Here is a 23895-nt window from a genome sequence, read left to right as displayed (position 1 = left end):
TTCGGGTGAGGCCGGGCGTGACCAGGATCGACTTTGAGCCTTGGGAACCCGAGGAAACCGTCGGGAAGCTATGGCACTCGTTTGCCAGCCGTCTGGATGCGCCTTTGGTGCATGATGATGCGCGTGTCGATCTGAGTGAGATCGGCGGCCGGTTGGCCGTGTTCTTTCGGGGTCTCGGCGGCGCCTCTGCCGTCGAGATCAAGCCGGTTGCGCCGGAAATCAGCCACCACCGGCTCTCATTCTGGCGACGTTTGGGGGCCGAGTCTGAGCGGACGCCCCGCGCCAGTTTTGACGGCGCGTCGCTGCGCCTGCCCGAAAGCCTGTCGGTCTTTCCCGAGCGCGCCGCGAATGCCGCGCTTTACCTGTGGCTAACCGCCTGTGCGGCCCATGCTACCGGTAAAATCGGAGAGGCCGACCTGCTGCACAGCGATTTGGCTGCACTGGCCACCGCCCGCGCGACTGTCACCGCTACGCTGGAAAATGCCCCCGGCCTGCGCCCGCTTTTTCGTGATCTGAGCGCCGCCTACCTGATGCTGCGCCCCTTTCCCAAGCTACCCCACGCCGAAGCCGCGATCGAGGCATTGATCCGACATGATCTGGGCGACCCGGCCCCCCTTTCGGCGCTATCCCAAACCTACGATGCCGCGGTGCATGCCGAGGATTTTGCCCCGCTACGCCTGCCAACCGGCTATCAGCCGTTCCGCCCCGTGCCGCTATGGCCCGACCTGCGCGAATTGACGACCTCTGCCGCCTCCGAGGTGGAAAGCCGCGACACCGAAGGCACGCCCGAGCAGGGCAGCGATTCCGAGCGCACCCACCGCGCACGCCGTCGCAACGCCGATCAGGCGAACCGGACAGACAGCTTTATCTTGCACAAATTCGAGGCGATCCTGTCGTGGGCTGAGTTTTTGAACCTCAACCGCCGCGTTGAGGATGACGAAAACGACGACGCCAAGAAGGCCGCCGACGATCAGGATGAAATTGGCCTTGGACAGATTTCAAAGGCGCCTGCCACGCGGCTGAAACTGCACCTTGACCTTGCCCCCGAAGACGTCAACCGCGAAGAGCTATCAGGAATTCACACCTACCCGGAATGGGATGTGCGCACCGGCAGCTATATGCGTGATCACGTCCGCGTTCTGGCAAGCCAGCAAGAGCCCAGCTCCGAGGAACCCGAATTCCTGAAAGATCCGCGCGCAGCGCATCGCATCCGCGCTGTCAAACGTCAGTTCGAGGCGATGCGCCCCGGCCGGATCATGACGTCGGGCCATCTTGATGGCGATGAGTTGGACATCGAGGCGGCCGTGCGTGCGCGCGCCGATCTTCTGGCCACCGGCCAGGCGGGCGAGCGGATCTGGCGTCAGACCCGGCCACAGGCCCGCGACCTAGCCGTGTCGATCCTGCTGGATGTGTCACGATCTACCGAGAGCGCGGTTACGGGGCGTCAGGTTATTGATATTGAACGTGAAGCCTTGACCGCCCTTGCTTGGGGTCTGGATGCGTGCAGCGATGATTTCGCTATCAACGCGTTTTCGTCTTTACGCCGCGATCGCGTTTATATGCTGGGCTGCAAGGAATTTGGTGAACCGATGAGCCGCACGGTCGAGGCCCGGATTGCGGGGTTGCGACCGGGTTTTTACACGCGGCTTGGGGCAGCCATGCGCCATGCCAGCGCCGATCTGGCGCGCCAAAGCAAAAAACGCCGTCTGCTTTTGGTAATCACTGATGGAAAGCCCAACGATCTTGACCATTACGAGGGCCGCCACGGCATCGAAGATAGCCGTATGGCCGTTCGCGAAGCACGCCGCGCCGGTCACGCGGTCTTTGGCATCACGGTTGATCGGCAGGGCAAATCGTGGTTTCCGCGGATGTTTGGACGCGGCGGCTATGCGCTGATCCCGCACGCCGACCATCTGACCGCAGCCCTTCCTGAAATCTATCGTCAATTGGTGGGCGCATGACAGAACCTTCTAACCCGCAACCGCTGGAACAGCTTTCGGCTATCGATCAGCTTCCGGGCGATCTGATGATGTGGGTTCTGATCATTTCAGAACTTTTGGTTTTTGGCGCCGGTCTTGCCGCTTTCTTGGCCGTCAGGATCACCGATCCCATCGGTTTTGCAGAGGCGCAAGACCATCTCTTTCGGGCCGGGGCCGGTCTGAATACGTTGGTTTTGGTCACCTCGGGTTTCCTGGCCGCGTTGGCGGTTCGGGCGGCTCATGTCGGGCTGATTTGGCGCACCCGCGCATTGTTGGCGGGCGCTTCGGCGTTGGGGGTCGTGTTTCTTGTCATCAAGGGCATGGAATACGCTGCGAAGTTTGCACAAGGCATCGGCACGGAAACACACCCGTTCTTTACATTTTACTATCTGCTTACCGGCTTTCACGCCGCGCATGTGGTATTTGGTATTTTGATACTTGCCGTGGTTGGCTACCGCTGTACCCCGCGCACGGTTGAGGTTGGCGCAGCCTTTTGGCATATGGTCGATCTGGTCTGGGTGCTGCTGTTCCCTGTCATCTACTTGCTGAGGTAACCATGTCTGACCCTTTGATCCGCGCATGGATATGGCTTGTTGCGCTGTCGGGCGTGTCGACAGCGCTGTCGATTGCGGTCGCACGGGGGGCACTCAGCGGTCCGATGATCAGTGTGGGGGGCGCCCTGATTTTGACTCTGGCTTGGGCGAAATCCCGGATAATTCTCGTGCAGTATCTGGGGCTTGCAGAGGCGCCATTCTGGCGGCGTGGCTTTGAAATGGTGCTTGCGTTTTACGCGATCTTGCTGCTTGGCCTTTATCTGGCCGGCTGATCAGCGCCAAAGTGGGGCAAAGCTGGCCATGATGCCCTGCGCCTTGGCCAGCACACGGTTCATGACGCCTGCGCGACCTACATATCCGGTTTCCAACCGTTCCATCACGACTTCGGGCGGGCAGGGGCGGCCGCTGATCGGGTCAAAATAGCGCGGATAAGCGATTAGCGCGGCATGGGTCAGCTGCAGAAGATCGGGTCTTGCGCTGCGCCGCGCCACCTTCGGCCCCAGATCATGCGTCAGCCCCCAACCGGCGTAGAACGGTGCGCCCAGACAGGTGACCCGCTTGCCGCGGACCAGCGCCTCAAACCCCAGCAGCGAGGTCATCGTCCAAACCTCATCGACGGCGTCGATCTGGGCGACCGGATCGGCATGGGCTGCCACAACATCTGCATAGAGCCCGGCTGATTGGGGGTCGATCCTGCCGGGGCGCAGACCGGCCTCAACATCGGGGTGAGGTTTGAAAATGATAATTGCGGCTGGGTTTTCGGCCCGAACCTGCGCGAGAAATGCAAGATTAGTGCAAACCTTACCGCCCCCACACCGGATTGATGCATCATCCTCGACCTGCCCCGGCACCAGAATCCGGCGCCCTTCTGGCAGGATGAGCAGGGCAGGGTTGCGCAGGTTGTATTTTGACAGGCCCGCCCTGCGAATGGTCGCCAATAGCCTCTCGGCCCGCAGTTTCCCGCCGGGCAGAGGTGGCGCGGCAATCAACGCCTCAAGGTCCGAAGGCCGCGCCGGATCATAGTAGATCCCGCGCTGATCTGTCACCAGTGACAGCGCCGCCACCAGATCAGCGCCCAACCCGCGAGAGCGCACGAATCCATCCTCGACCCGTACCACGGCAATGCCCTGCGCCTGCGCCGCCAGATCGGGGGTTTCCTTGCCCGCCCAGACCAGAATACCCCGGCCCGTCGCACGGGCCTTGGCAACCGCGCCCGCAGCGTCACGGGCAAAAACCAAGGGCCGTTCGCGGCCAAAGACCTTTTGCAGTGCGCCACGTTTCCACAGCCGCATCCCCAGCGCCACATGGCCCACGCGGTCGGCGCGGTAGCTACGCACCTCGGCTTCCAACTGGTCGACCACCTCGGAAAAGCTGCACAGTCTGTCGCGGCAGGGATCATACCACAGGGGTGCGAGGATGTGGGAGACCGCGAAAATCTGTGCCCGCGTCAGCGTCCTTTGGCGCCGCGCCACCGGGCTTTGATCAACCGTCAGCCCCCAGCCCGCATAAAACGGCTGGCCAAAGACCCGCGGCTTATGCCCGGCCAGAATTGCCTCATAGCCCAGTTGCGATGACACCGTGTAAACAGCAATCGCACCCTCCAAGAGCGCCCAGGGCGAGATTGGATCGCGCAAGAGCATGGTGCGCGCGTCACCGTGCCTGTCATCAAAGTGACCACCGCGCAGACCCAGCATGGTTTCTGGATGGGTTTTGATCACAATCCGCGCGCCGGGGTTTTCAATCTGCGCATAGGCCAGCATTTCCCGAAACGTCGCCGCCGTGGCCCCGCCGTGCCGGATCGAGGCATCGCCTAACGTCTGGTCCACCACCAGCACATAGCCGGGCGACGGCGGTAAAAGCGTCTCGTCAAAGTTGTTGTATTTTGACAGAACCAACGCCTGCAACCGTGCTATTCCGTCCCGGGCCTGTTGCAAAATGTTGGTATCGTCCAAGGGGGCAGTCGCCAGTAACTGCTCGATCCGCGATGGGGTGGCGCTGTCAAAATGCACGCCCATAGGGTCAATCAACAGGCCCAATGGCGCATCCCCCATGCGCCCCGGCCGGACCGAGCGCAGGAACGCATCCTCCAGCCGCACCAGACCCGCACCGCGTTTGGCCGCCACCGCCTCACCGCGCGCGGCATAGGGGCTGCGGCCCCAGACCGCCACCCCGTCACCCGGCCTCGGTAGACCCAACCGCAAATCATACCCCGCCAGCGCCAGTATCCGGCGCAACCTGGGTTGGCGCAAGAAGCCGCCATTATAAAAGAAAAGCCGCCGGGAACCGGTCCCGGCGGCGTGGTTTCTGTCTGTCTTATGCATCAGTCCCCGGCAATGGAGTTCAGCGTATTGGCCGTGGCCAAGGGGCCAGTCAGCGCTGAAAGCGTCTTTTGCCATTGCACATAGGGGGCCTCGGTCACATAGACGGTGTCGCCGTCGCGCACCACAAAATCGCGCGCCATGAATATGCCGTTGGGTTCGGTCAGGTTCAACACATAGACCATGCGCTGATCGCCTTGCAGATCGTTCCGGCCCAGAACGGAATTGGCGATCTCGGCTGGCTCGTTACGAAAGATGAACACCCCGGTTGGATCTGCCAGATTGGATTTCAGCCCGCCTACGGTCGCGATCGCCTCAATCGCGCTTAGCGTTTGCGTGTCAAACGGCACGCGGGCCTGCGTGCCTGTTGCCCCAAGCGAGGTGAACGCCCGCTTGTCTTCCTCGACCAGGATCACGTCGCCCGGGCGCAAGGCGATATCCATTTTTGGGTTGGCGTAAAGGTCAGTCAGCCAGATCTTGCCCGAATGCCCGCCGCGTTTGACTGTCACTGTTGCGATCTCGGGTTTGACCGAAACACCGCTTGCCCGCGCCAGCATGGCCGACAAGGTGCGTGTCGGGCGCTCGATCGGGTAGACGCCTTGTCCGCCAACCGCACCCATTACCGAAACCGTCGCACCATTGCCCGCCAGCCGCTGCACCGAGACCTGCGGGTCCGGTGTCTGCGCGTCCAGCTTTGACGTGATGACCTGGCGCAACGCCTCGGGCGAGTTGCCCGCCGCCTTGATCCGTCCGGCATAGGGCACAAAGATATAGCCTTCGCCGTCAACCTGCACTTCTGACAATTGTGTTGAGTTCGCACCCTTGCCCGCCAGTAACCCGTCATCGACGTTTTCCCAAACCGTCAGGCCCAGTGTATCGCCGGGCCTGATCTCATCTGATCCGACGATTCCAGCGCCCTGAAACCCCGACGAAAACCCAAGCGCCGGCACAACCGCCGTCGCCCGCGTGACACGATCGTTGACGGTGACAACAAAGGAATCACCTTTTTGCTGCACGGAACCTGAAAAAATCTCATCTTTACTGGGGCCAGAGCGAGGCAAACTACAGGCCGCAACGCTTCCTGCAAGCACCACGAGGGCGGCGAGGCGCGCCCCCCGGTAAGTCCAAAGTTTCACTGCTCAGGCTCCTCTTGCCGGGAAATTGCCTTTCCGTTTGCGGGCAAGGCTACAGAAACGCGACAAAAATATCCAGCGCGCTTAACTCACTACCCGCAACTGTTGCCGTGGTGCCGCTTTGCCGGTTGTCAGCGCGTCATAGGGGTCTTCGGGGGTCAGCATCATGTCAACTACCTGGCGCATCAACTGCCGGCGGCCGCGCGCTGAATAAAACCCGCCCGGCACCTGACTGGTTTCCAGCAGATAGTGCCGGTAGTCGCGGTAGGCGCGGCTGTCGGGGCGACTGGGGGCAGCGAAAAATTCGGGCAAGGGCTGTGGTGAAACGAATTCGGGATGGTCAAAGACCGCGCGGCCAAAGGCTTTCAGCGGTAGCCCCCGCCACAGCACCTGTTGCGCGGCGGTGGAATTTACCGTCACCGCCGACCGCGCCTGCGCCAGCAACCCCGCCAGTTTGCCGCCGCGCACGAAATGCACCCGGTCGGCCACCCCCTGCGCCTGCGCCGCCTTGCGGATCGCGCGGCGCACCGGGGCACGGCCATCTTCCAACGGGTGGGCCTTGAACACCAGATGGTGGTGGCGCGGCGCGCCCCTGGCAAAGCCGTCGATGCATAATTCGACAAATTCCGTCTGCGAGGTGAAGGACGAATGCGCCCGAAAGCTTGCGTCATGTTCCAATTGCATCAGCACCAGATGAAACGGAAACCCACCATAGCGGATGCGCAGCGTCGCCCACCAGCGCTGCGCGATATGCACCGGCATCAGCGCCAGTTGCTGCAGATAAAGCCGGAATTCGCCCGCTACGCTGACCCCCCGATGTGGGCGAAAATTGCGGTAGCGACCGTTACGCGCCATCACAAAAAAATGGTAAAGCGCGCCGTAAAAGATGTGGTGACGCATATCGCCCCAACGTGCCGGGGCCAGGGGTTGCTCGATCTGCGAATGTGCCAGCGCCGCGCGCATACCGGCCACATCCATGGCCATCAGCCGCGAATTCCCGTTCGACCCGCCCCGTTCATAGGTCACCCAATAGGGCCGCAGATAGCCCTCTTCAAAGACATGCACCCGAACCCCTGCCGCATTGGCCGCCGCAACTGCCTGCGCGTGGATCGGGCGGGTGTCGCCGTATAGCACCAGATCGGTCACGCGCCTTTCAGCAATCAGGCCGGCAATCCGGGCGGGCCAATCCTCGGCCCGGTCGGTATAGCGGATCAGGCTTTCGGGGTGAAACCAGAAACTCTCATCCCCGCGGTTAAAGCTGACATGCCAGACCGTGCCGCCCGCCTTGCGCAGCATTTTTGCCAGTTGATGGAAGAATGGCCCATGCGGACCTTGCAGCATCAAAAAGGTTCTTTGGTTCGTCATCGACGGTCCTGCCAAGGGGTTTGCCCCGATATGCCTGATTTGACGACAAAAATCGTTTCTGTCACGGGTTAAGTTGCGGGTGGGCACCCGCAAGGCCCGGTGTTGCCCCGCAAGAGACCTCAATACCCGGCACCTAGCGCCCTTGCGACTCTGCCCGGTGGGGGCTAGGCAGGGACAACGCAACTTGGGGGATTTGATGTTCACCGGGATCATCACCGATATGGGCGAGGTGCTGGCGCTGACCCGCGCGGGCGATCTGCGCGCGCGGATCGGAACGCGCTATGATGTGGCGGGCATCGACATTGGCGCGTCAATCGCCTGCGATGGCGTCTGCCTGACGGTCATCGCCACGGGCACAGACCCGCAACACTGGTTTGAGGTGCAGATTTCTGCCGAATCCGTGGCGCGCACCAATATCGACACCTGGGCCCCCGGCAAACGCATCAACCTTGAACGCGCGCTGAAGGTCGGGGACGAACTGGGCGGCCATATCGTTTCAGGCCATGTCGATGGTCTGGCCGAAATCGTCGCGATGCGCGATGAGGGCGACAGCACCCGCTTTACCTTTCGCGCGCCGCATGCGCTGGCCGGGTTTGTCGCGCAAAAGGGCTCGGTCGCGCTGAACGGCACGTCGTTGACGGTAAACGAGGTGACAGGCACCGACTTTGGGGTGAATATCATCCCGCATACGAAATCTGTCACCACCTGGGGCGATGCCCGCGTCGGGGACGGGGTGAATCTCGAAATTGATACGCTCGCGCGCTATGTCGCGCGGCTGGCGGAGTGGAAAGCATGACGTTTGAAAAACCCGGCCCGGTAGAGGAAAACTGGCGCAACGCCATTTCAGCAGTCGAGGACATCATCGAAGATGCCCGCAATGGCCGGATGTTCATCCTTGTGGATCACGAAGACCGCGAGAATGAGGGCGATCTGGTGATCCCCGCGCAGATGGCCACGCCGGATGCAATCAACTTCATGGCGATGCACGGCCGCGGGCTGATCTGCCTCGCGATGCCCGGCAGCCGGATTGATGCGCTGGGCCTGCCGCTGATGTCGCCCAAGAATTCGTCGCGCCACGAAACCGCCTTCACCATGTCGATCGAGGCATGCGAAGGCGTGACCACTGGCATTTCGGCGCATGACCGGGCGCGCACGATTGCCGTTGCTATCGATGCGTCCAAAGGCGCCGCCGACATTGCCACACCGGGCCATGTCTTTCCGCTGCGCGCCCGCGAAGGCGGCGTTCTGGTGCGCGCGGGCCATACCGAGGCGGCAGTAGATGTGGCGCGGTTGGCGGGACTGAATCCCGCCGGGGTGATCTGCGAGATCATGAATGAAGACGGCACCATGGCGCGCCTGCCGGACCTGGTTGCCTTTGCGCAGCGGCACGGGCTGAAGATTGGCACCATTTCCGACCTGATCGGCTATCGCCGCCGCTATGATAACCTTGTGAACGAAGTGGCGCAGCGGGCCGTGACCTCGGTTTACGGCGGACACTGGGCGATGCGTGTCTTTGCCGATGAAACCCATGGGGCGGAACATATCGTTCTGACCATGGGCGATATTTCCTCGGCCGAGCCGGTTCTCGTGCGGATGCACGCGCTTGATCCGCTGGATGACGTGTTGGGCCTTAATCCCGGTCATGCGGGTCAACTGCCTGCCGCGATGCGCATGATTGCGGATGAAGGTCGCGGCGTGGTCGTGCTGCTGCGCGATACGGCGCTGAAAATTGCCACCCCCGGCGAGGTTAGCCCGCAGATCCTGCGCCAATACGGGCTTGGCGCACAGATACTTTCGGCCCTTGGCCTGTCAAAGCTGGTGCTTTTGTCCAATTCGGGCAGGCCAAAGGTTGTTGGGCTTGAGGCTTATGGTCTGACCATCGAGAGCACCCGCCCGATTGAGACGCCCTACGCGAAACCCGAGGATTGATCCCATGGCCGGACATGAAACCCATTACGTTTTGCCGATGCCAACGTTTGATAAACCGGTGCGTCTGCTGATCGTCGTGGCCCCTTACTACAAAGATATCGCTGACAATCTGGTTGCCGGTGCGCGGGCTGTTGCCGCCACCGCCGGGGCGGTCGTGGACCTGATCGAGGTGCCCGGCGCGTTAGAGGTGCCTACAGCCATCGCGATGGCCGCCCGCATGGCTGATTATGATGGCTTTGTCGCGCTGGGCTGTGTGATTCGCGGCGAAACTACCCACTACGATACGGTCTGCAATGACAGTTCGCGCGCGCTTGCGATGCTGGGGTTGGACGGGGTCTCAATCGGCAATGGCATCCTCACGGTTGAAAACCGCCCCCAGGCCGAGGTTCGTGCCGATCCCGAGGGCCAGAACAAGGGCGGCGGGGCGGCCGCTGCGGCCTTGCATCTGGTCGCGCTTTCCCGCAAATGGGCGGGCCGGACCAAGGGTATTGGATTCCGCCCATCGGGCGAGACGATCCTATTGGCCGGTGACCCAGAAGGATACCCGACCGCATGACGACCCCCGAGCCCGCCGCCCCCACGCGCAAACCAACGCTGGAAGAAAAGCGCCAGCGTAAATCCGCAGCCCGGCTTTATGCCGTGCAGGCGCTGTTTCAGATGGAGGCAGCAGGACAAGGCGTGGACCGTGTGCGTTCCGAATTTGAAAACCATCGCTTTGGCGCTGTCTATGAAGGCGATGAGATGGCTGAAGGCGACACCAACCTGTTCCGCCGTCTGCTGGATGACGCGGTGATGTGGCAGGCAAAGATTGACCAGGCCACCGATAACGCCCTGTTGGCCGCTTGGCCGATTGACCGGATCGACCCGACCTTGCGCGCTCTTTTTCGTGCCGCAGGGGCAGAATTGGTCACCCCCGCGACCCCCCCCAAAGTGGTGATCAACGAATTTGTCGATGTCGCGCGCGCATTTTTTCCCGAAGGAAAAGAGCCGAAATTTGTCAACGCCGTGCTGGACCATATGGCCCGCGCGTTCCGCCCCGAGGCGTTCAGCTAACGCACGCGGGGGGGTATGCGCCGCCGATCTCTCGCGTTGCCGCCCAAGGCAGAAACCTTGGTCCCCTCGGGTGTCATACAGGGTTGCGCGGTCGGGGCGGTTGATTTTTGCGTCACCGCACTACATGTTCAACCACACCCTTCGGAGACCCAAGATGCCGCAACTCGTCCGCCTGTATCTGCGCAACATTGCGATTGGATCATGCCTTTCGGTCGTATTTGTCGGGCTGTTGATGTGGTTCAATGTCGGGAACCTGTGGCACCTGATCTCTACCTCTGATGTGGGGATGATCGCGGTGGCGCTTTTGGTCGTCTTTAACGCGGTGGTGTTTTCGGGCGTTCAGTTCGCCATCGCCGTTATGCGGATGGCCGATCCCGAGGATGGCGGCCAAGGGGGTAAGCGCGATGAAATCCCAATTACCGGTGATCTGATCCCGGTTCCCTCTGCGGCCCGTAAGGGCGCAAATTAAGCCAAATATATCGAAGCGTTAAGGCGGCGGGATCCGCAGCGGCCGTGCCGCGCGTTTTTTCCCGAGAGCCTGGTTTTACCAGGTGGTAGCCAGATATCAGGACCAGGATCCTGACAGAGCCAGCCGCCTCGGAGTTGCTTATCGGCCACTGGAAAAGTGCCGGTCACGAGAAGAGCAGAACCCGCCAGCACCACAGATAGGGCGCGCATTGCCGATATACAAGGCTTGCACGATGTTCGTTCTTTGTTCATCATGACCGGATGACCCGACCTTACCCTGATCAACCCTTGCAACCGGGCCAAATGCTGGCGCGCGGCGTCGCGCGCGCAATGTTGGGGATTGATTTTGTGTCGGTGCCCGAATTCACCCCTGCCCCGGGCCTGCGGGTTGATCTTATGTGTTTGGGGCCAAAGGCGGAAATCTGGATTGTTGAGTGTAAATCCTGCCGGGCGGATTTTCAGGCGGACCGCAAATGGCAAGGGTATTTGCCGTGGTGTGATCGCTTCTTTTGGGCGGTGGATGCCGACTTTCCGGTCGAAATCCTACCCGACCAGACCGGCCTGATTCTGGCCGACCGTTATGACGCCGAGGTGCTGCGTCTGGGCCCGGAAATGCCGCTGCCGGCGGCCCGCCGCAAGGTGTTGTTGCGCAATTTTGCGCGTACTGCTGCGGTCAGGCTGCACGGGTTGCGTGACCCGGGCGTTATGGTCACTTCTTCGGTTTAGATTTTGGCGCCCTTTGGGTCATGGCGCGGGCTGCCTCGGCGGCGGCACGCAGTTCCTCGGCAATCTCGTCGGCTTCTTCTGGCTCGAAATCCAAGGGCAATTCAATGCCTTCTGCCTCAATATACAGGCGTACCATGCCCAATGTCGTGGGGCCGATCTGCACATTGGCCGCAATATCGCTTTGCTTGTCTATGCCCATCAAATTCTCCGATGCAGCCGGTTTTGCCCAAGGTCTGGCGCGTTCACAGGCGTAATAGCGTGTGGGTTTGTGGCGGGTTAACCTGTCTTGGCAGCGCGGGCAAGAGGGGCCGGGATCTAAGGTTGTGACGCATAGCCCCTTGCAATCGGGTCGTACTGAGGCTAAATCCCCGCGCAGTGCAGCTTTAGCTCAGTTGGTTAGAGCACCAGATTGTGGATCTGGGGGTCCCCCGTTCGAGCCGGGGAAGCTGTACCACAATTTCCCGAAAGTTTGGTCGCAAGAGCGTCTCGAAGTTGGGCAAAGGCCCCGGCTTTGCGGTTGGATCCGGCCAAAGGATCTATGTGCCGCTTAGCCGTGGCGCGGTATCTTCGTCTGCCACGCCTTGGGCGAAACGCGCAAAAGCCTTGCGCCAACTGGGTGCCAGTTGGGTCAGTTCGGCCAGCTCTGCGGCCTTTTCCGGGGCGATGCGGCGTGTCAACCGGGCCTGTGTTACCAGCCGCACAGACCATTGTGGGCAGGGCCGTTCAACCACCTCTATCAGGTCCCCAGGGGCGACATGGCCGATGGTCAGCACCCGGTAATACCAGCCGGTACGCCCGGTATTTTGAAACCTGAAGGCCATCTTGTTGTCGCCCATATGGGCGTTAAGCTTCCAGCAGGGTTGCCGACCCTGACTGATTTGGACGGTGGCGGTGCCAAGGGTCAGAATATCTCCGATGCAAAGGGTGTCTTCGGTCATCCCCAATGTCGAGATGTTTTCGCCAAACCGCCCCGGAAACAGATCGCTGCGCCCCAGTTCGGTTTGCCATTTTGGGTAATGTTCCGCCGCGTAGTGATGGATCGCCTTTTCCGGGCCGCCATGGAAGGTCAGATCCGCCTGCGCGTCCCCGACAATCCCCGTGGGCGTAATCTCAAGCCGGGTCGTGACCGGGTGTTTGACGATTGCAGATGCCGGCCTGCCCACCCAATGGGTTTCTGCCTGACCGATAAAAAGCGCCCCTATTGTCGTCGTCAAAGTCATGCTTGACCCCGTTCAATACAAATTTCTTCGGTCCGGATGCGGTGCAGCGCTGCCCCAACACGGTCTGAGAATGTCGGGCGGTATACGCCATCTATATAATTGGCTGACATCGTGCGCGCAATGAAGTCCGGTTGTAACAGTAAAGGGATGGGGGTCATAATTTTGGCGCGATAATTTCAAAACTCTCCTTATGGTTGTTTTTTGTGATGAAGCAGTTAGAGTGCCGATGGTCGATTGATCAACGGAGTAGATTATGCGCCTCATCACGCCGGTTTTGTTGTGTGGTGGCGCGGGAACACGGCTCTGGCCTTTGTCACGCGCAAGCCTGCCCAAGCAGTTCGCTGTAATTTGTGGCGATCAAACCCTTTTTCAGCTTACGGCCCGGCGGCTACACGGTTCTGGGTTTGCTGCCCCGCTTATCATTACCCACACTGACTTTCGCTTTATTGTGGCCAAACAGTTGGCGGCTGTCGGGGTTGATCCGGGCCCGGTTCTGCTGGAACCAGAGGGGCGCAATACCGCGCCCGCGATACTGGCGGCCGCGCTGCATTTGGCGGCAGTTGACCCCGGCCGGTTGATGTTGGTCGTGCCCTCGGATCACGTTATCCCGGACGAGGCGGCGTTTCGTGCGGTGGTGGCAACCGGGGTTGCGGCGGCGTTGGCGGGTGATCTGGTTACCTTTGGTATTTCCCCGACCCGGGCAGAAACCGGCTTTGGCTATCTGGAAACAAGGGATATGTCGGCCTTGTGCCGGGTGCGCCGGTTTGTTGAAAAACCTGCACCGGATGAGGCGGCGCGCATGGTGGCATCCGGCCAATACCTTTGGAACGCGGGGATATTCCTTGCCACCGCAGCGACGATGCTGGCTGCGTTTCGCGCTCACGCGCCACAGCTTTTCGGGCCGGTTCAGGCCGCCTTGGCGGATGCGCGGGCCGACCTTGGGTCTTTGCGCCTTGCCCCCGCGCCATGGGCCAAGACAGAGGCGGTTTCAGTTGATTACGCGGTGATGGAACATGCCAAAAACCTGTCGGTCGTGCGCTATACCGGCGAGTGGTCTGATTTGGGCAGTTGGGAGGCGGTCTGGCGTGCCAGCGCGCCCGATGCAGAGGGTGTCGCAACCGTAGGCGCGGCGCAGGCGCTGGGGTGCCGTGATACGCTGTTGCACGCGGATGGCGGTGGGCCGGCGCTGATCGGTATGGGGTTGGAGGGGATCATCGCGGTATCGACCCCGGATGCGGTACTGGTTGCAGACCGCAGATGCGCGCAAGAGGTGCGCCGCGTGGTCGAGGTGCTTGGGTTGGGTGCCGGCGCTGGCAATGCGACGCTGCGTCATTTGGCAGGCGGCACGGTCGAGGTTCTGGCCGCAGGGTTAGGCTATACGTTGCGCCGGGTGGTGCTGTATCCGGGGGGGGTGATGCATACACAGGCCCCGCTGGGCTGGGGTGAAACCTGGCGGCTGGTATCGGGCGAAGCACAGCTTGTGCAGGGCGAATGGCTGCGCAAAGTGGCCGTTTTTCAAGCGGTTGACGTTGCGCCGGGCGCGGCCGTGACGGTTGAGAATCCGGGCGACGTGCCTGCTGTTTGGGTTGTGATGCAGGTCGGAAATGGCATCGCGGGGGCGGGCGAAGATACCGCCGCCGATGCCGCCCCGCTGCCTCGGGAAGTCGCGCATATTGCCGCGTGCTGAGCGCTGGTCACGGCTTTGGCGGGCGGATATGTTGATCCGAACGGGGCCGGGGTAACCCAGGTCCCAGCCAGTGATAAACGGAGGGGCGCGGGTGCAAGAACTGACCTGTTTCAAGACCTATGACATCCGGGGCCGGGTCGGCGTTGATCTTGACCCGGCTATCGCGAAACGCATTGGCCGTGCCTTTTGCGAGGTGCTGGCGGCGCGCCGTGTGGTGGTGGGCCGCGATTGCCGCGAAAGCTCGGGTCCGTTGGCCGAGGCGCTGATTGAAGGGCTGTTGGAAAGCGGTGCAGAGGTGCTGGATATCGGCCTGGCGGGCACCGAAGAGATGTATCACGCAACGCATCATTTTGGTGCCGATGGCGGGATTGAGGTCACAGCATCGCACAACCCGATCGACTATAACGGGATGAAACTGGTTGGCCCCCATGCCACCCCCATTGACCCCGACCGCACCTTGGGCGCGGTGCGCCGCCTTGCCGAAAGCGGCGAATTTGCCGCCCCGCAGCGGGGGGGCGTGCGCCGCGATGCAACCCACGCACGGGCTGCCTATGTGCAGACGGTGATGAAGTTTGTGGACCCGGCGGCGCTGCGCCCGCTGACCATTCTTGTCAATTCCGGCAATGGCGTGGCGGGCCCGGCGTTCGACGCCGTGGCAGTCGAACTTGAGGCCCATGGCGCGCCCTTGCGCTTTGTCCGGATGCACCATGACCCGGATGGAAGTTTTCCAAACGGCATCCCCAACCCGCTTTTGCCCGAGAACCAGCCGATCACCGCAAATGCGGTGCGCGCCCACGGCGCCGATATGGGCGTGGCATGGGATGGCGATTTCGACCGCTGCTTTTTCTTTGACGCAGACGGGCAGTTCATTGATGGCGAGTATATTCTGGGCCTGCTGGCGGCGGTGTTTCTGGAAAAGCACCCCGGCGAACAGATCGTGCATGACCCTCGTGTGGTGCTTAATACGCTTGATGTGGTGGCAAAGGCCGGGGGGCGGGCTGTTCTGTCGGCGACCGGACATGTCTTTATCAAACAGAAGATGCGCGAAACGGGCGCTGTTTACGGCGGAGAAATGTCTGCTCACCACTATTTTCGGGATTTTGCCTATTGCGACAGCGGCATGATCCCCTGGCTTTTGGTGGCGGAGCTGATGGGCCGTAGCGGCACCAGCCTGGCCGATTTGGTGGCCGACAGGCGGGCAAGATTTCCGTCATCCGGTGAAATCAACTTTCGGCTGTCGGACCCGGTGGCGGCAATGGCCGCCGTGCGCGCGGCCTATGCCCCCGGCGCGCTGATGGTCGAGGATATGGACGGGATGAGCCTTACCTTTGAGGATTGGCGTTTCAACCTGCGGGCGTCCAACACCGAGCCCGTGGTGCGGTTGAACGTCGAGGCCAAGGGTAACGCCGCGCGTGTGGCCGAGGGCGTGGCCGGTATCCGGTCGGTGCTGGCCGGGTTTGCCGCACCCTAGGGCGATGCGGTGACCGCCACGCAATACCGGGTTGCGCCAAGCCAAAGGGTGCCTCTAAAGTCATCCGGTCAAGTGTGACGATAACCTATTGCACGACGGGAGAAGGATTATGACGAAACGTTTCAACGCCATTGTGGGCCTTGTGATGGCCCTGGGTCTGACGACTGGCCCTGCGGTGGCACAGGATATGACCTTTTTCCGCATTGGCACCGGCGGCACGGCAGGCACCTACTATCCGATCGGTGGGCTGATCGCCAACGCGATTTCAAACCCGCCGGGGTCGCGCGAATGCGATCAGGGCGGATCGTGCGGCGTGCCGGGGCTGGTGGCCTCGGCTTTGGCGGCCAACGGTTCGGTGGCGAACGTGAACGCGATTGCCGGTGGCACGCTGGAATCCGGCTTTGCGCAGTCGGACGTGGCAAGCTGGGCCTATAGCGGCACCGGGATCTGGGAAGGCAAACCCGCAGTCGAAAAACTGCGTGCGATTGCAAACCTTTACCCCGAAAGCATCCATCTGGTCGCGCGCGCCGATGCGGGCATTTCCGGTGTGGCAGACCTGAAGGGCAAGAAAGTGTCGATGGACGAGCCCGGCTCTGGCACGCTGGTCGATGCGCGGATCATCCTTGAGGGCTATGGCCTAAGCGAGGATGACGTTCAGGCTGAATTTTTGAAGCCCGATCAGGCCGCTGACCGGATGCGCGACGGCGCGATGGATGCGTTCTTTTTCGTGGGCGGCTTTCCGGCCGGCGCGATTGCCGAACTGGCCAGCCAGCATCCTGTGACGCTGGTGCCGATCCGCTGCGAAGAGGCGGGCGACACCTGTGAGAAGTATCCCTTCTTTGCCAGCGATATGGTGCCGGCCGGCACCTATCAGGGCGTGGACGTAGACACCCCAACCCTGTCGGTAGGCGCCCAGTGGATCACCAGCGCCGACCAGCCCGAAGAACTGATCTACGGCATCACCAAGGCGCTGTGGAACGAAAACACCCGCAAGCAGTTTGATGCAGGTCACGCCAAAGGCAAGCTGATCCGCGCCGAGACCGCGCTGGCGGGTGTGGGTATTCCACTGCATCCGGGGGCCGAGCGTTTCTACAAGGAAGCCGGCCTGCTGAAGTAAGCCAGACGAGGCGAGCCATTGCGCAGGGCGGCCATACACGGGTGGCCCTGCGTTCGCATTTTCAGAGGCGGGATAGATGAACGAAAAGCATGACAAGACCGAAGCCGCGGGTGACCCGCCTGTTCTGACAACAGCGGACCTGGCCAAGCTTGAAGAACGGTTTGACCCCGAAATGCGGTTTCGCAGTCTTGGCCGGTCGCTGACGATCCTGTCAGCGACGATCATGTTTTTGCTGTCATGTTATCACTTCTACACCGCCGGTTACGGTATTCCGCGGGCAACGACGCACCGCGGCATCCATATGGCGGTTACGATTTTTCTGGTATTTCTCAGCTTTTCGGCCTTTTCCGACCGGCCCGTGCGCGCCGGGATATTGGCCCCGTTTGGGTTACCGCTGGCGGATTGGGTGCTGGCTATCGCCGGGGCGGTGGCGGCGCTTTATGTGCCGTGGATCTATGACCAGCTTGCGTTTCGCGTGGGCAACCCGCTGCCGATCGACATTGTGATGGGCACCATCTTGATTGTCGTGCTGTTGGAGGCGACGCGCAGATCCATGGGCTGGCCGCTGCCGGTGATTGCGATCCTGTTCATGGCCTATGCCTATTTTGGCCGTTCGATGCCGGGGATACTGGTGCATCCGGGGGCAAGTTGGTCCAATATCGTCAACCATCTTTATCTGACGTCGCAGGGTATTTACGGCACCGCGCTGGGGGTGATTGCAACCTATGTGTTCCATTTCGTGCTGTTTGGCGTGATGGCGACCAAGATCGGGCTGGGGCAGTTGTTCATTGACCTCGCCTCGGCGCTGGCGGGGCGATATGCGGGCGGGCCTGCCAAGGTTGCGGTGCTGTCGTCTGCGATGCTGGGGTCGATTTCCGGGTCGTCCATTGCCAATACGGTGACGACGGGGGCGCTGACCATTCCGGCGATGATCCGCATTGGCTATCCGCGCCACTTTGCAGCGGCGGTTGAGGCGGCTGCCTCGACCGGGGGGCAGATCACGCCACCGGTCATGGGCGCTGTCGCGTTCCTGATGATCGAGTATCTGGGTCTGCCGCTGACCACGATTCTGACAGCGGCGCTGGTGCCGGCCTTCATGCACTTTTTTGGGGTGCTGGTGCAGGTCCACCTTGAGGCCCGCCGCCTGGGCCTGCGCGGCCTGAGCCGGGATGAGCTGCCCAATGCCTGGCGCGTGTTCAAATCAGGCTGGCTGTCGACGGTGCCACTTATCTTGCTGATCGTGGTGCTGCTTAGCGGGCGCACGCCCTTTGCCGCTGCGTTCTGGGCAATCACCTCCTGTATCGCAGTTCTGTTGGTGCAAAAGCTGATCGCAATGGGCGTGGTGCGCGGGTTGCGCGCGGCGGCCGAGGATCTGTGGGAAGGGTTTGTTCTGGGCGCCAAACAGTCGCTGGCGATCACCGCTGCGGCGGCTTTGGTGGGGGTCGTGATCGGCGTGGTGACGCTGACCGGCGTGGGCTTCAAGATCGCCTACATGGTCACTGGCGTTGCCGCTGATTGGGCCACGTCGGTGTCGGGGTGGCTGTCGGTGCTGCCGTTTGAGGTGATGGGCGTCGGGGCGCTGACGCTGCTGTTCACGCTGTTGCTGACGGCGGTGGTCTGCATCCTGATGGGTTGCGGAATTCCGACGACGGCGAATTACATCATCATGGTGGCGGTCGCCGCGCCCATCCTGGGGCTATTGGGGGTGCAGCCGCTGGTCGCGCATTTCTTTGTCTTCTACTACGGGGTGCTGGCGGACATCACGCCACCTGTGGCGATGGCGGCCTATGCGGCGGCGGGTATTGCGGGGGGCAACGCCTTCAAGGCCGGGAATACCGCATTCAGGTTGGGGATGGGCAAAGTGTTGGTGCCCTTCGTCTTTGCGTTTTCGCCGTCGCTGTTGCTGGTTACGGACGGGTTCACCTGGGGGGCGTTTTTCCTTGCCGCCGGGGGGGCCGCCTTGGGTATCTGGGCGCTGGCCTCGGCGGTGTCGAACTGGCTGTTCGCGCCGCTTCATCTGATTGAGCGGGTCGTTTTGGTGCTGGCGGCATTGCTGCTGGTGGCGCCGGATCTGATGGCAACGGCGCTGGGCATTGCGCTGATGATCCCGATCATCTTGCGGCAGATGATGGGGGTCTGGCCCGTGCGGCGGGTCGCGCGGTAAGCCGTTGGCCTACCGCGCCAGCCCGCGCGCCACCTCATCCGCGATGGCCAAAGAGGCCGTCAGCCCCGGGCTTTCGATGCCGAACAGATTGATCAGCCCGGCAACGCCGTGCTGCGCGGGGCCCTGGATGCTGAAATCTGCCGCCGGCTCGCCGGGGCCAGAAAGTTTGGGCCGGATGCCGCAATAGGTGGGTGCTAACGCATCAGCCGGCAAGGCGGGCCAGTATTTGCGGATCTCGGTCACGAAATGATCGCGCCGTGCGTCCGATGTGCGGTAATCAATACTGTCGATCCATTCGACATCGGGGCCAAAACGCATGTTGCCGCCCAAATCCAGCGTCAGATGCACGCCCAGCCCGCCCGGTTCCGGCACCGGATAGATCAGCCGCGAAAAGGCCGCGCGCCCCGGCACCGCAAAATAGCTGCCCCGTGCAAAGCGCGTTTGTGGCACATGACGCGCGGGCAATCCGTCCAGTGACGCCGCCACCCCGCTGGCCCATAGCCCGGCGGCGTTGACCAGATGCCGCGCGGCAAGCGTGAAATCTTCGCCGGTTTGGGTGTCACGGGTGCGTAGCACGAACAGCCCCTCGCGGATCTGCCCGCCGGTCACTTCGCTGTTAAGGCTTAGCACCGCGCCCGCCGCCTCGGCATCGCCCAAAAGCGCGCGCATCAGCGCATGGCTGTCGATGATCCCGGTTGAAGGGGACAGCAGCGCCGAGGTGCAGTTCAGGGCGGGTTCCATGCGCTGCGCCTCTGCCCGGTCAAGCAGGGAAAGATCAGTGACCCCGCAGGCGGCGGCCCTTTCGGCAATGGCGGCAAGCCCTGCATCCTGCGCTGCGCTGGTCGCCACGATCAGTTTGCCGCAGCGGTGGTGCGGCACCCCCTTGCGAACGGCATAATCATAAAGCTGCGCGCGACCGGTAACACAAAGCCGAGCCTTCAGGCTGCCCGTGGGGTAGTAGATCCCGGCATGCACCACTTCGGAGTTGCGTGAGCTGGTTTCGGTACCATAGGCACCGGCCCGCTCCAGTATGATCGTCTCAAGCCCGGATTCCGCCAGCTTGCGCGCACAGGCAAGGCCCACAACCCCCGCGCCGACAACGATGCAATCGACGGTATCCATAAAACCTCCGGCAGCAGGATTGCGCGCCCAAGGTTACACTTCCCAAAGCCGGTGCCAAGCTGCAACCGGGCAAGCCGTGGGCCTGGGCGCCGATGGTTTTGCAGTCAATATGGAGGGGCCGGCACCGGACGGGCAGGCCCCCCTTCGCATGCTTAAAATGTCTTGGTGACAAACAGGCTGAGCGAGCGTTCTGTTCCTGGCGCCTGATCGTAGGCCTGATAGCTGCGATCGGTGATGTTGTTCAGTTCGGCCGTCAGGGTGATGCCGTTGTTGAATACCATGTCAGAACGCAGGTTCAGTGTGCCGTAGCCCGCAGCCGAATCTGTTACCACGCCATCTTCGGCCCGGAAATCGACGGAGGATTCGCCGCGCAGGAACAGATCGAACGTGCCTGTGACGTTGGCTAGTGCCCAGTCCTTGCGCACCCCAACACTGCCCGAAAAGGCCGGGGTGCCGCTATCGGTTGTGCTGAAGCTATTGGCATAGGTCAGTTCCCGGCGCATCAGCGCAACCGAGGCATAGGGCGTGATGCCCCAGGCATCCATGTGCTGCTCGGCCAAAAGCTCGACCCCGTAGCTGCGGGCCTTGTCAACGTTTTCATAGGTGGCGGTACGGGGGGTCGCGCCGGGCGCGCTGGTGTTGACAACGGCGATGTAATCCTTGGCGTCAGTGTAAAACAGCGTCGCATCAATTACTGTGCCACCTTGGTCGAACCGGCCGCCAAGTTCGAAGGTGGTGGATTTTTCCGGCGCAAGATCGGGGTTGCCGATAATTGTGCGGTCACCACCCGTAGCGGTCAGGAACATCTGGCCCAGCGTCGGATAGATATAGCCTTGCGACAGGTTCGCGCGCAGTGCCAGCGTCTCATCCGGCGACCAGACCAGCCCGGCCGAAACAAGCCCCATACTGTCAGAGTTTGAAAACAGCGGGTTGTTGACCCCATTTTTTGTTGATGCGTCAAGGCTGGCCTGAACGTCATACCAGCGCCCGCCAAATGTGGCGGTCAGATTATTGCCAAGCTCAATTTCATGCTGCGCAAAGGCAGAAAAGGTTTTGAGCGTGGCGTCATCACGCGTGACGGTAGTGATCGGCAAGGGAAGGGGAGGGCGGCTTATGGATGTGGTCTTGTTGGCGATCAACTGATCATCGGTATAGGACAGCCCCGCCATGGTGCGGCTGGTGTCGGAAAAGCTCATCTCTGCGCGCAGATTGGCGCCCCAGGTTGCCTGATCATCAACCGCGCGGGACCTGACACCGATGGGCCCTTGGATGAGATTGGTCACCAATTCACGGTCAATCGTCTGGCGAAAGGCGTCAACAGTCAAATGGTTTAGCCAAGGGGTCAGATTGGTGCCTTCGTAAAAGGCAGAGAATTTGCGCAGCTCGCGGCGCGGCAGCGACAGGGTAAAACTCGGATCGCCCGTATAAACGTTGGAGGCGATGTCATAGGCCTGTGTTCTGACGCCAAAGTAGTGGTCGCCCTGACGGTAGCCCAGATACGCCGACAGGCTTTCATCTTGCACATCCGAATTGTCCAGCGTGCCATCGGGTGTTTTGCGGTCGCCCTGATCCATCTTGCCCAGGCTCAGCCGGTAATCCAGCGCGCCTTCGCCCATATTGATCGTGCCCGCGCCGGTGGCAGACAAACGGTAGCCGTCGGTTGCGGACATATAGCCCGCTGTGGTCGACAGGCTGAACGGGGTGCTGGCCCCCTTTTTCGTGACGATGTTGATCACGCCGCCAATCGCGCCGCTACCCGACACAACCGAGGATGAACCGCGCACCACCTCGATCCGTTCAATCGTGGTTGGGTCCACCAGTACCGGGGGGCCATAGTCTGTGTGATCGGCCAGCTTTTGCCCATTAATCAAAATTGCCACCCGGCGCGAGTTTTCGCCCCGGATGCTGATACGTTCGATTCCCTGTTCGGCAATATGAACCCCCGGCACATCGCGCAGCAGCGCAGCAACAGAAACCGGCGCTGTTTTCTTCAGCGCCTCGCCGTCAATTACAGTGATGGTGGCGGGATTTTTCAGCACCTCGGTTGGCAGGCCGGTGCCGATTACCGAAATTGCGTCAAGAACAAAAATATCGCTGTCTTGCGCCAGGGCGGGGGTGGCCAGCGGCAGGGCCGACCCCAGCAAAAGTGCGAGGCTGATCTTTGGGTGGCGCGGGGTAGGGCAGGTCATGATGTCATCCTTTGAACCAAGGGCGGTTCTGGCAAGCGGGGGTGGCGGGAACCCGGCAACGTGCCGGGCGCCATATAAAACGAGCGGATTACCCGCCAACGAGCGGTTGCTAATGCGTACTCTAGGCAGAGTTATCATTGATATAGGTCAAATTCCCACACCAAAGCGCCGCCATAGTGCCGCACCGGGTGCGGCAAATATTGCCGTGCTATAGGTGACTAAAAGAATCTGATTTACAAAGGTGACTAAATAAATAAGATTACACAAACGACCCAGCCACCCTGCGGGGACAGCCCGGCGTAGCCTTGCCAAGGAGAAAGATATGCAAGCGCAAACTGTGCAGACGCCTTTGTGGGACTTGAATGATATGGAAACGTCCGTGTCGCTTATGGAAATACTGGCGCAAGCCTTTTCAAGGTGGCCCAGCCCAGAATCGCTGATCGACGCAGTGTCGAACCCCTTGAGGGACGCGACATGAGCATGCTGTCCCCCACCTTGGCGGATAACACGCCCTCCTATGATGCCCGTGCCATGACTGCGGGGCAGACATGCGCGCGCATAGTGCTGGATGAACAGATCTACACTTTACGCATCACAAAGGCCGGAAAACTGATCCTGACCAAATAGGTATTCACCCCCCAGCTTAATCTTACCCAGAGAGTCCCATGATCGTCTGCCACTGCATGAACATAACGAACCACCAGATCCGCGCCGCTGTGGATTGGATGCGCGCCGCTGATCCCGCTACCATCATCACCCCCGGCAAGGTGTATCGCGCATTGGGAAAACGCGCTGATTGTGGCGGTTGTATGCCACTGTTTCTTGACACAATGCGTAGTTGTGCCAGTTTGAAGGTGGCTGGGGCAACAGAGGCCGACCGGTCAATTCCGAACCTTGGAACAGGAAAATATCATGAAGGGCGACGCCAAAGTCATCGAGTATCTGAACGCGGCACTGCGGTCTGAACTGACAGCGGTCAGCCAGTACTGGCTGCATTTTCGCTTGCAGGAAGATTGGGGTTACGGTCATCTTGCCGCCAAATCCCGTGCCGAAAGCATTGAAGAAATGGGCCATGCCGATCGGCTGATTGATCGGATCATCTTTCTGGAAGGCCATCCCAACCTGCAAAAGCTGGATCCGCTGCGGATTGGCCAGACCCTGCGCGAAACACTGGAATGTGATCTTGCCGGCGAACATGACGCCCGCACCCTTTACATAGAGGCACGCAAGCACTGCGATGCGGTGGGTGATTTCGTCACCCGCGCCCTTTTTGATGCGCTGATTGCCGATGAAGAAGGGCATATTGATTATCTGGAGACCCAACTGGGCCTGTTTGACCGTCTGGGTGAAGAAAAATACGGCCTTTTGAACGCCAAGCCCGCGAACGAGGCCGAATAACC

General features: G+C 61.2%; 23 protein-coding genes and 1 tRNA gene. 17 read left to right on the top strand and 7 right to left on the bottom strand.

Going from position 1 to position 23895, the window contains the following annotated elements; all coding sequences use genetic code 11:
* The first annotated feature begins 17 nt into the window (after positions 1-17).
* From ACM62R_RS14305 to ACM62R_RS14295, 3 genes are read left to right on the top strand one after another with little or no spacing between them, the layout of a single operon-like run.
* On the top strand, positions 18-1961 hold the full coding sequence (locus tag ACM62R_RS14305) for a nitric oxide reductase activation protein NorD (protein ID WP_415184718.1): 1944 nt from the start codon (positions 18-20) through the stop codon (positions 1959-1961).
* Complete coding sequence (locus ACM62R_RS14300; protein WP_415184716.1) at positions 1958-2533, top strand: cytochrome c oxidase subunit 3 family protein; 576 nt, start codon at positions 1958-1960, stop codon at positions 2531-2533. Before ACM62R_RS14305 ends, ACM62R_RS14300 begins: the two co-directional genes overlap by 4 nt.
* A 2-nt stretch (positions 2534-2535) precedes the next feature.
* Positions 2536-2805, top strand: a complete 270-nt coding sequence (locus ACM62R_RS14295) for a nitric oxide reductase F protein (RefSeq protein WP_415184715.1) — start codon at positions 2536-2538, stop codon at positions 2803-2805.
* Here the strand turns inward: ACM62R_RS14295 and ACM62R_RS14290 are convergent, their stop codons facing one another.
* The 3 genes from ACM62R_RS14290 to ACM62R_RS14280 form a co-directional block, all read right to left on the bottom strand.
* Positions 2806-4854: a capsular polysaccharide biosynthesis protein gene (locus tag ACM62R_RS14290; RefSeq protein WP_415184714.1), complete on the bottom strand. Its 2049-nt coding sequence runs from the start codon at positions 4852-4854 to the stop codon at positions 2806-2808. It lies immediately after the preceding gene.
* Positions 4854-5987, bottom strand: a complete 1134-nt coding sequence (locus ACM62R_RS14285) for a polysaccharide biosynthesis/export family protein (RefSeq protein WP_415184713.1) — start codon at positions 5985-5987, stop codon at positions 4854-4856. Before ACM62R_RS14285 ends, ACM62R_RS14290 begins: the two co-directional genes overlap by 1 nt.
* A gap of 81 nt (positions 5988-6068) precedes the next feature.
* The gene (locus ACM62R_RS14280) at positions 6069-7349 is read right to left on the bottom strand and encodes a capsule biosynthesis protein (RefSeq protein WP_415184712.1); all 1281 of its coding nucleotides are present in this window, start codon (positions 7347-7349) and stop codon (positions 6069-6071) included.
* 196 nt (positions 7350-7545) lie between these two features.
* Here ACM62R_RS14280 and ACM62R_RS14275 point away from each other — a divergent pair, with 196 nt between their 5' ends.
* The 6 genes from ACM62R_RS14275 (at position 7546) to ACM62R_RS14250 (ending at position 11525) form a co-directional block, all read left to right on the top strand.
* Positions 7546-8145 (top strand): riboflavin synthase, encoded by a 600-nt coding sequence (locus ACM62R_RS14275; RefSeq protein WP_415184711.1) that lies wholly within the window; start codon positions 7546-7548, stop codon positions 8143-8145.
* Complete coding sequence (ribB, locus tag ACM62R_RS14270) at positions 8142-9278, top strand: 3,4-dihydroxy-2-butanone-4-phosphate synthase (protein WP_415184710.1); 1137 nt, start codon at positions 8142-8144, stop codon at positions 9276-9278. The genes ACM62R_RS14275 and ribB overlap by 4 nt, the downstream gene beginning before the upstream one ends.
* 4 nt (positions 9279-9282) lie before the next feature.
* Positions 9283-9834 carry a 6,7-dimethyl-8-ribityllumazine synthase gene (locus ACM62R_RS14265; RefSeq protein ID WP_415184709.1) on the top strand — a complete coding sequence of 184 codons (552 nt, stop codon included), beginning with the start codon at positions 9283-9285 and terminating at the stop codon, positions 9832-9834.
* The gene (nusB, locus tag ACM62R_RS14260; RefSeq protein WP_415184708.1) at positions 9831-10331 is read left to right on the top strand and encodes a transcription antitermination factor NusB; all 501 of its coding nucleotides are present in this window, start codon (positions 9831-9833) and stop codon (positions 10329-10331) included. The genes ACM62R_RS14265 and nusB overlap by 4 nt, the downstream gene beginning before the upstream one ends.
* Before the next feature lie 154 nt (positions 10332-10485).
* Positions 10486-10800: a hypothetical protein gene (locus ACM62R_RS14255; RefSeq protein ID WP_415184707.1), complete on the top strand. Its 315-nt coding sequence runs from the start codon at positions 10486-10488 to the stop codon at positions 10798-10800.
* Between the two features lie 260 nt (positions 10801-11060).
* Complete coding sequence (locus ACM62R_RS14250; protein ID WP_415184706.1) at positions 11061-11525, top strand: MmcB family DNA repair protein; 465 nt, start codon at positions 11061-11063, stop codon at positions 11523-11525.
* On the opposite strand, the gene ACM62R_RS14245 is transcribed toward ACM62R_RS14250, so the two are convergent.
* The gene (locus ACM62R_RS14245; protein ID WP_415184705.1) at positions 11509-11724 is read right to left on the bottom strand and encodes a DUF6324 family protein; all 216 of its coding nucleotides are present in this window, start codon (positions 11722-11724) and stop codon (positions 11509-11511) included. The two genes, ACM62R_RS14250 and ACM62R_RS14245, sit on opposite strands and share 17 nt — an antisense overlap.
* 178 nt (positions 11725-11902) lie before the next feature.
* Here ACM62R_RS14245 and ACM62R_RS14240 point away from each other — a divergent pair.
* A tRNA-His gene (locus ACM62R_RS14240) sits at positions 11903-11979 on the top strand.
* An 82-nt stretch (positions 11980-12061) separates the two neighbouring features.
* Here the strand turns inward: ACM62R_RS14240 and ACM62R_RS14235 are convergent.
* Positions 12062-12745, bottom strand: a complete 684-nt coding sequence (locus ACM62R_RS14235; protein WP_415184704.1) for an MOSC domain-containing protein — start codon at positions 12743-12745, stop codon at positions 12062-12064.
* Between the two features lie 253 nt (positions 12746-12998).
* Between ACM62R_RS14235 and ACM62R_RS14230 the strand changes: the two genes are divergently transcribed.
* The 4 genes from ACM62R_RS14230 to ACM62R_RS14215 all read left to right on the top strand — a co-directional run bounded on the left by ACM62R_RS14230 (position 12999) and on the right by ACM62R_RS14215 (position 19184).
* Positions 12999-14432, top strand: coding sequence for a mannose-1-phosphate guanylyltransferase/mannose-6-phosphate isomerase (locus ACM62R_RS14230; protein WP_415184703.1), 1434 nt, complete (start codon positions 12999-13001; stop codon positions 14430-14432).
* A gap of 91 nt (positions 14433-14523) precedes the next feature.
* Positions 14524-15903: a phosphomannomutase gene (locus tag ACM62R_RS14225; protein ID WP_415184702.1), complete on the top strand. Its 1380-nt coding sequence runs from the start codon at positions 14524-14526 to the stop codon at positions 15901-15903.
* 109 nt (positions 15904-16012) lie between these two features.
* The gene (locus ACM62R_RS14220) at positions 16013-17020 is read left to right on the top strand and encodes a TAXI family TRAP transporter solute-binding subunit (protein WP_415184701.1); all 1008 of its coding nucleotides are present in this window, start codon (positions 16013-16015) and stop codon (positions 17018-17020) included.
* Positions 17021-17096: 76 nt separating this feature from the next.
* Entirely contained in the window at positions 17097-19184 is a 2088-nt protein-coding gene (locus tag ACM62R_RS14215) for a TRAP transporter permease (protein ID WP_415184700.1), read from the top strand.
* Positions 19185-19193: 9 nt separating this feature from the next.
* Here ACM62R_RS14215 and ACM62R_RS14210 read toward each other — a convergent pair whose 3' ends face one another.
* Together ACM62R_RS14210 and ACM62R_RS14205 are read right to left on the bottom strand one after the other, a co-directional pair.
* Positions 19194-20306, bottom strand: coding sequence for an NAD(P)/FAD-dependent oxidoreductase (locus ACM62R_RS14210; protein ID WP_415184699.1), 1113 nt, complete (start codon positions 20304-20306; stop codon positions 19194-19196).
* Positions 20307-20458: 152 nt separating this feature from the next.
* Entirely contained in the window at positions 20459-22495 is a 2037-nt protein-coding gene (locus ACM62R_RS14205) for a TonB-dependent receptor (protein WP_415184698.1), read from the bottom strand.
* A 474-nt stretch (positions 22496-22969) separates the two neighbouring features.
* Here ACM62R_RS14205 and hemP point away from each other — a divergent pair, with 474 nt between their 5' ends.
* The 3 genes from hemP to bfr are packed head-to-tail and all read left to right on the top strand — an operon-like array spanning position 22970 to position 23893.
* A complete protein-coding gene (hemP, locus tag ACM62R_RS14200; RefSeq protein WP_415184697.1) occupies positions 22970-23122 on the top strand; it encodes a hemin uptake protein HemP in 153 nt (50 codons plus the stop codon).
* A gap of 38 nt (positions 23123-23160) precedes the next feature.
* Positions 23161-23460: a bacterioferritin-associated ferredoxin gene (locus ACM62R_RS14195; protein ID WP_415184696.1), complete on the top strand. Its 300-nt coding sequence runs from the start codon at positions 23161-23163 to the stop codon at positions 23458-23460.
* Positions 23408-23893 (top strand): bacterioferritin, encoded by a 486-nt coding sequence (gene bfr / locus ACM62R_RS14190; protein ID WP_415184695.1) that lies wholly within the window; start codon positions 23408-23410, stop codon positions 23891-23893. Before ACM62R_RS14195 ends, bfr begins: the two co-directional genes overlap by 53 nt.
* Positions 23894-23895: the final 2 nt, after the last annotated feature.

The organism is Phaeovulum sp. (assembly GCF_047638075.1).
Taxonomy (GTDB): Bacteria; Pseudomonadota; Alphaproteobacteria; order Rhodobacterales; family Rhodobacteraceae; genus UBA6197.
The sequence above is the reverse complement of the archived record's forward strand: the minus strand, read 5'-3'. Positions and strand labels throughout refer to the sequence as shown.

What these genes read in the sequence shown, in the direction of transcription:
- ACM62R_RS14210 (WP_415184699.1), bottom strand. Translation starts at nt 20,306, where the DNA reads ATGGATACCGTCGATTGCATCGTTGTCGGCGCGGGGGTTGTGGGCCTT.
- ACM62R_RS14250 (WP_415184706.1), top strand. Translation starts at nt 11,061, where the DNA reads ATGACCCGACCTTACCCTGATCAACCCTTGCAACCGGGCCAAATGCTG.
- ACM62R_RS14235 (WP_415184704.1), bottom strand. Translation starts at nt 12,745, where the DNA reads ATGACTTTGACGACGACAATAGGGGCGCTTTTTATCGGTCAGGCAGAA.
- ACM62R_RS14205 (WP_415184698.1), bottom strand. Translation starts at nt 22,495, where the DNA reads ATGACCTGCCCTACCCCGCGCCACCCAAAGATCAGCCTCGCACTTTTG.
- hemP (WP_415184697.1), top strand. Translation starts at nt 22,970, where the DNA reads ATGAGCATGCTGTCCCCCACCTTGGCGGATAACACGCCCTCCTATGAT.
- ACM62R_RS14255 (WP_415184707.1), top strand. Translation starts at nt 10,486, where the DNA reads ATGCCGCAACTCGTCCGCCTGTATCTGCGCAACATTGCGATTGGATCA.
- ACM62R_RS14300 (WP_415184716.1), top strand. Translation starts at nt 1,958, where the DNA reads ATGACAGAACCTTCTAACCCGCAACCGCTGGAACAGCTTTCGGCTATC.
- ACM62R_RS14275 (WP_415184711.1), top strand. Translation starts at nt 7,546, where the DNA reads ATGTTCACCGGGATCATCACCGATATGGGCGAGGTGCTGGCGCTGACC.
- nusB (WP_415184708.1), top strand. Translation starts at nt 9,831, where the DNA reads ATGACGACCCCCGAGCCCGCCGCCCCCACGCGCAAACCAACGCTGGAA.
- ACM62R_RS14220 (WP_415184701.1), top strand. Translation starts at nt 16,013, where the DNA reads ATGACGAAACGTTTCAACGCCATTGTGGGCCTTGTGATGGCCCTGGGT.
- ribB (WP_415184710.1), top strand. Translation starts at nt 8,142, where the DNA reads ATGACGTTTGAAAAACCCGGCCCGGTAGAGGAAAACTGGCGCAACGCC.
- ACM62R_RS14230 (WP_415184703.1), top strand. Translation starts at nt 12,999, where the DNA reads ATGCGCCTCATCACGCCGGTTTTGTTGTGTGGTGGCGCGGGAACACGG.
- ACM62R_RS14245 (WP_415184705.1), bottom strand. Translation starts at nt 11,724, where the DNA reads ATGGGCATAGACAAGCAAAGCGATATTGCGGCCAATGTGCAGATCGGC.
- ACM62R_RS14265 (WP_415184709.1), top strand. Translation starts at nt 9,283, where the DNA reads ATGGCCGGACATGAAACCCATTACGTTTTGCCGATGCCAACGTTTGAT.
- ACM62R_RS14215 (WP_415184700.1), top strand. Translation starts at nt 17,097, where the DNA reads ATGAACGAAAAGCATGACAAGACCGAAGCCGCGGGTGACCCGCCTGTT.
- ACM62R_RS14295 (WP_415184715.1), top strand. Translation starts at nt 2,536, where the DNA reads ATGTCTGACCCTTTGATCCGCGCATGGATATGGCTTGTTGCGCTGTCG.
- bfr (WP_415184695.1), top strand. Translation starts at nt 23,408, where the DNA reads ATGAAGGGCGACGCCAAAGTCATCGAGTATCTGAACGCGGCACTGCGG.
- ACM62R_RS14195 (WP_415184696.1), top strand. Translation starts at nt 23,161, where the DNA reads ATGATCGTCTGCCACTGCATGAACATAACGAACCACCAGATCCGCGCC.
- ACM62R_RS14280 (WP_415184712.1), bottom strand. Translation starts at nt 7,349, where the DNA reads ATGACGAACCAAAGAACCTTTTTGATGCTGCAAGGTCCGCATGGGCCA.
- ACM62R_RS14290 (WP_415184714.1), bottom strand. Translation starts at nt 4,854, where the DNA reads ATGCATAAGACAGACAGAAACCACGCCGCCGGGACCGGTTCCCGGCGG.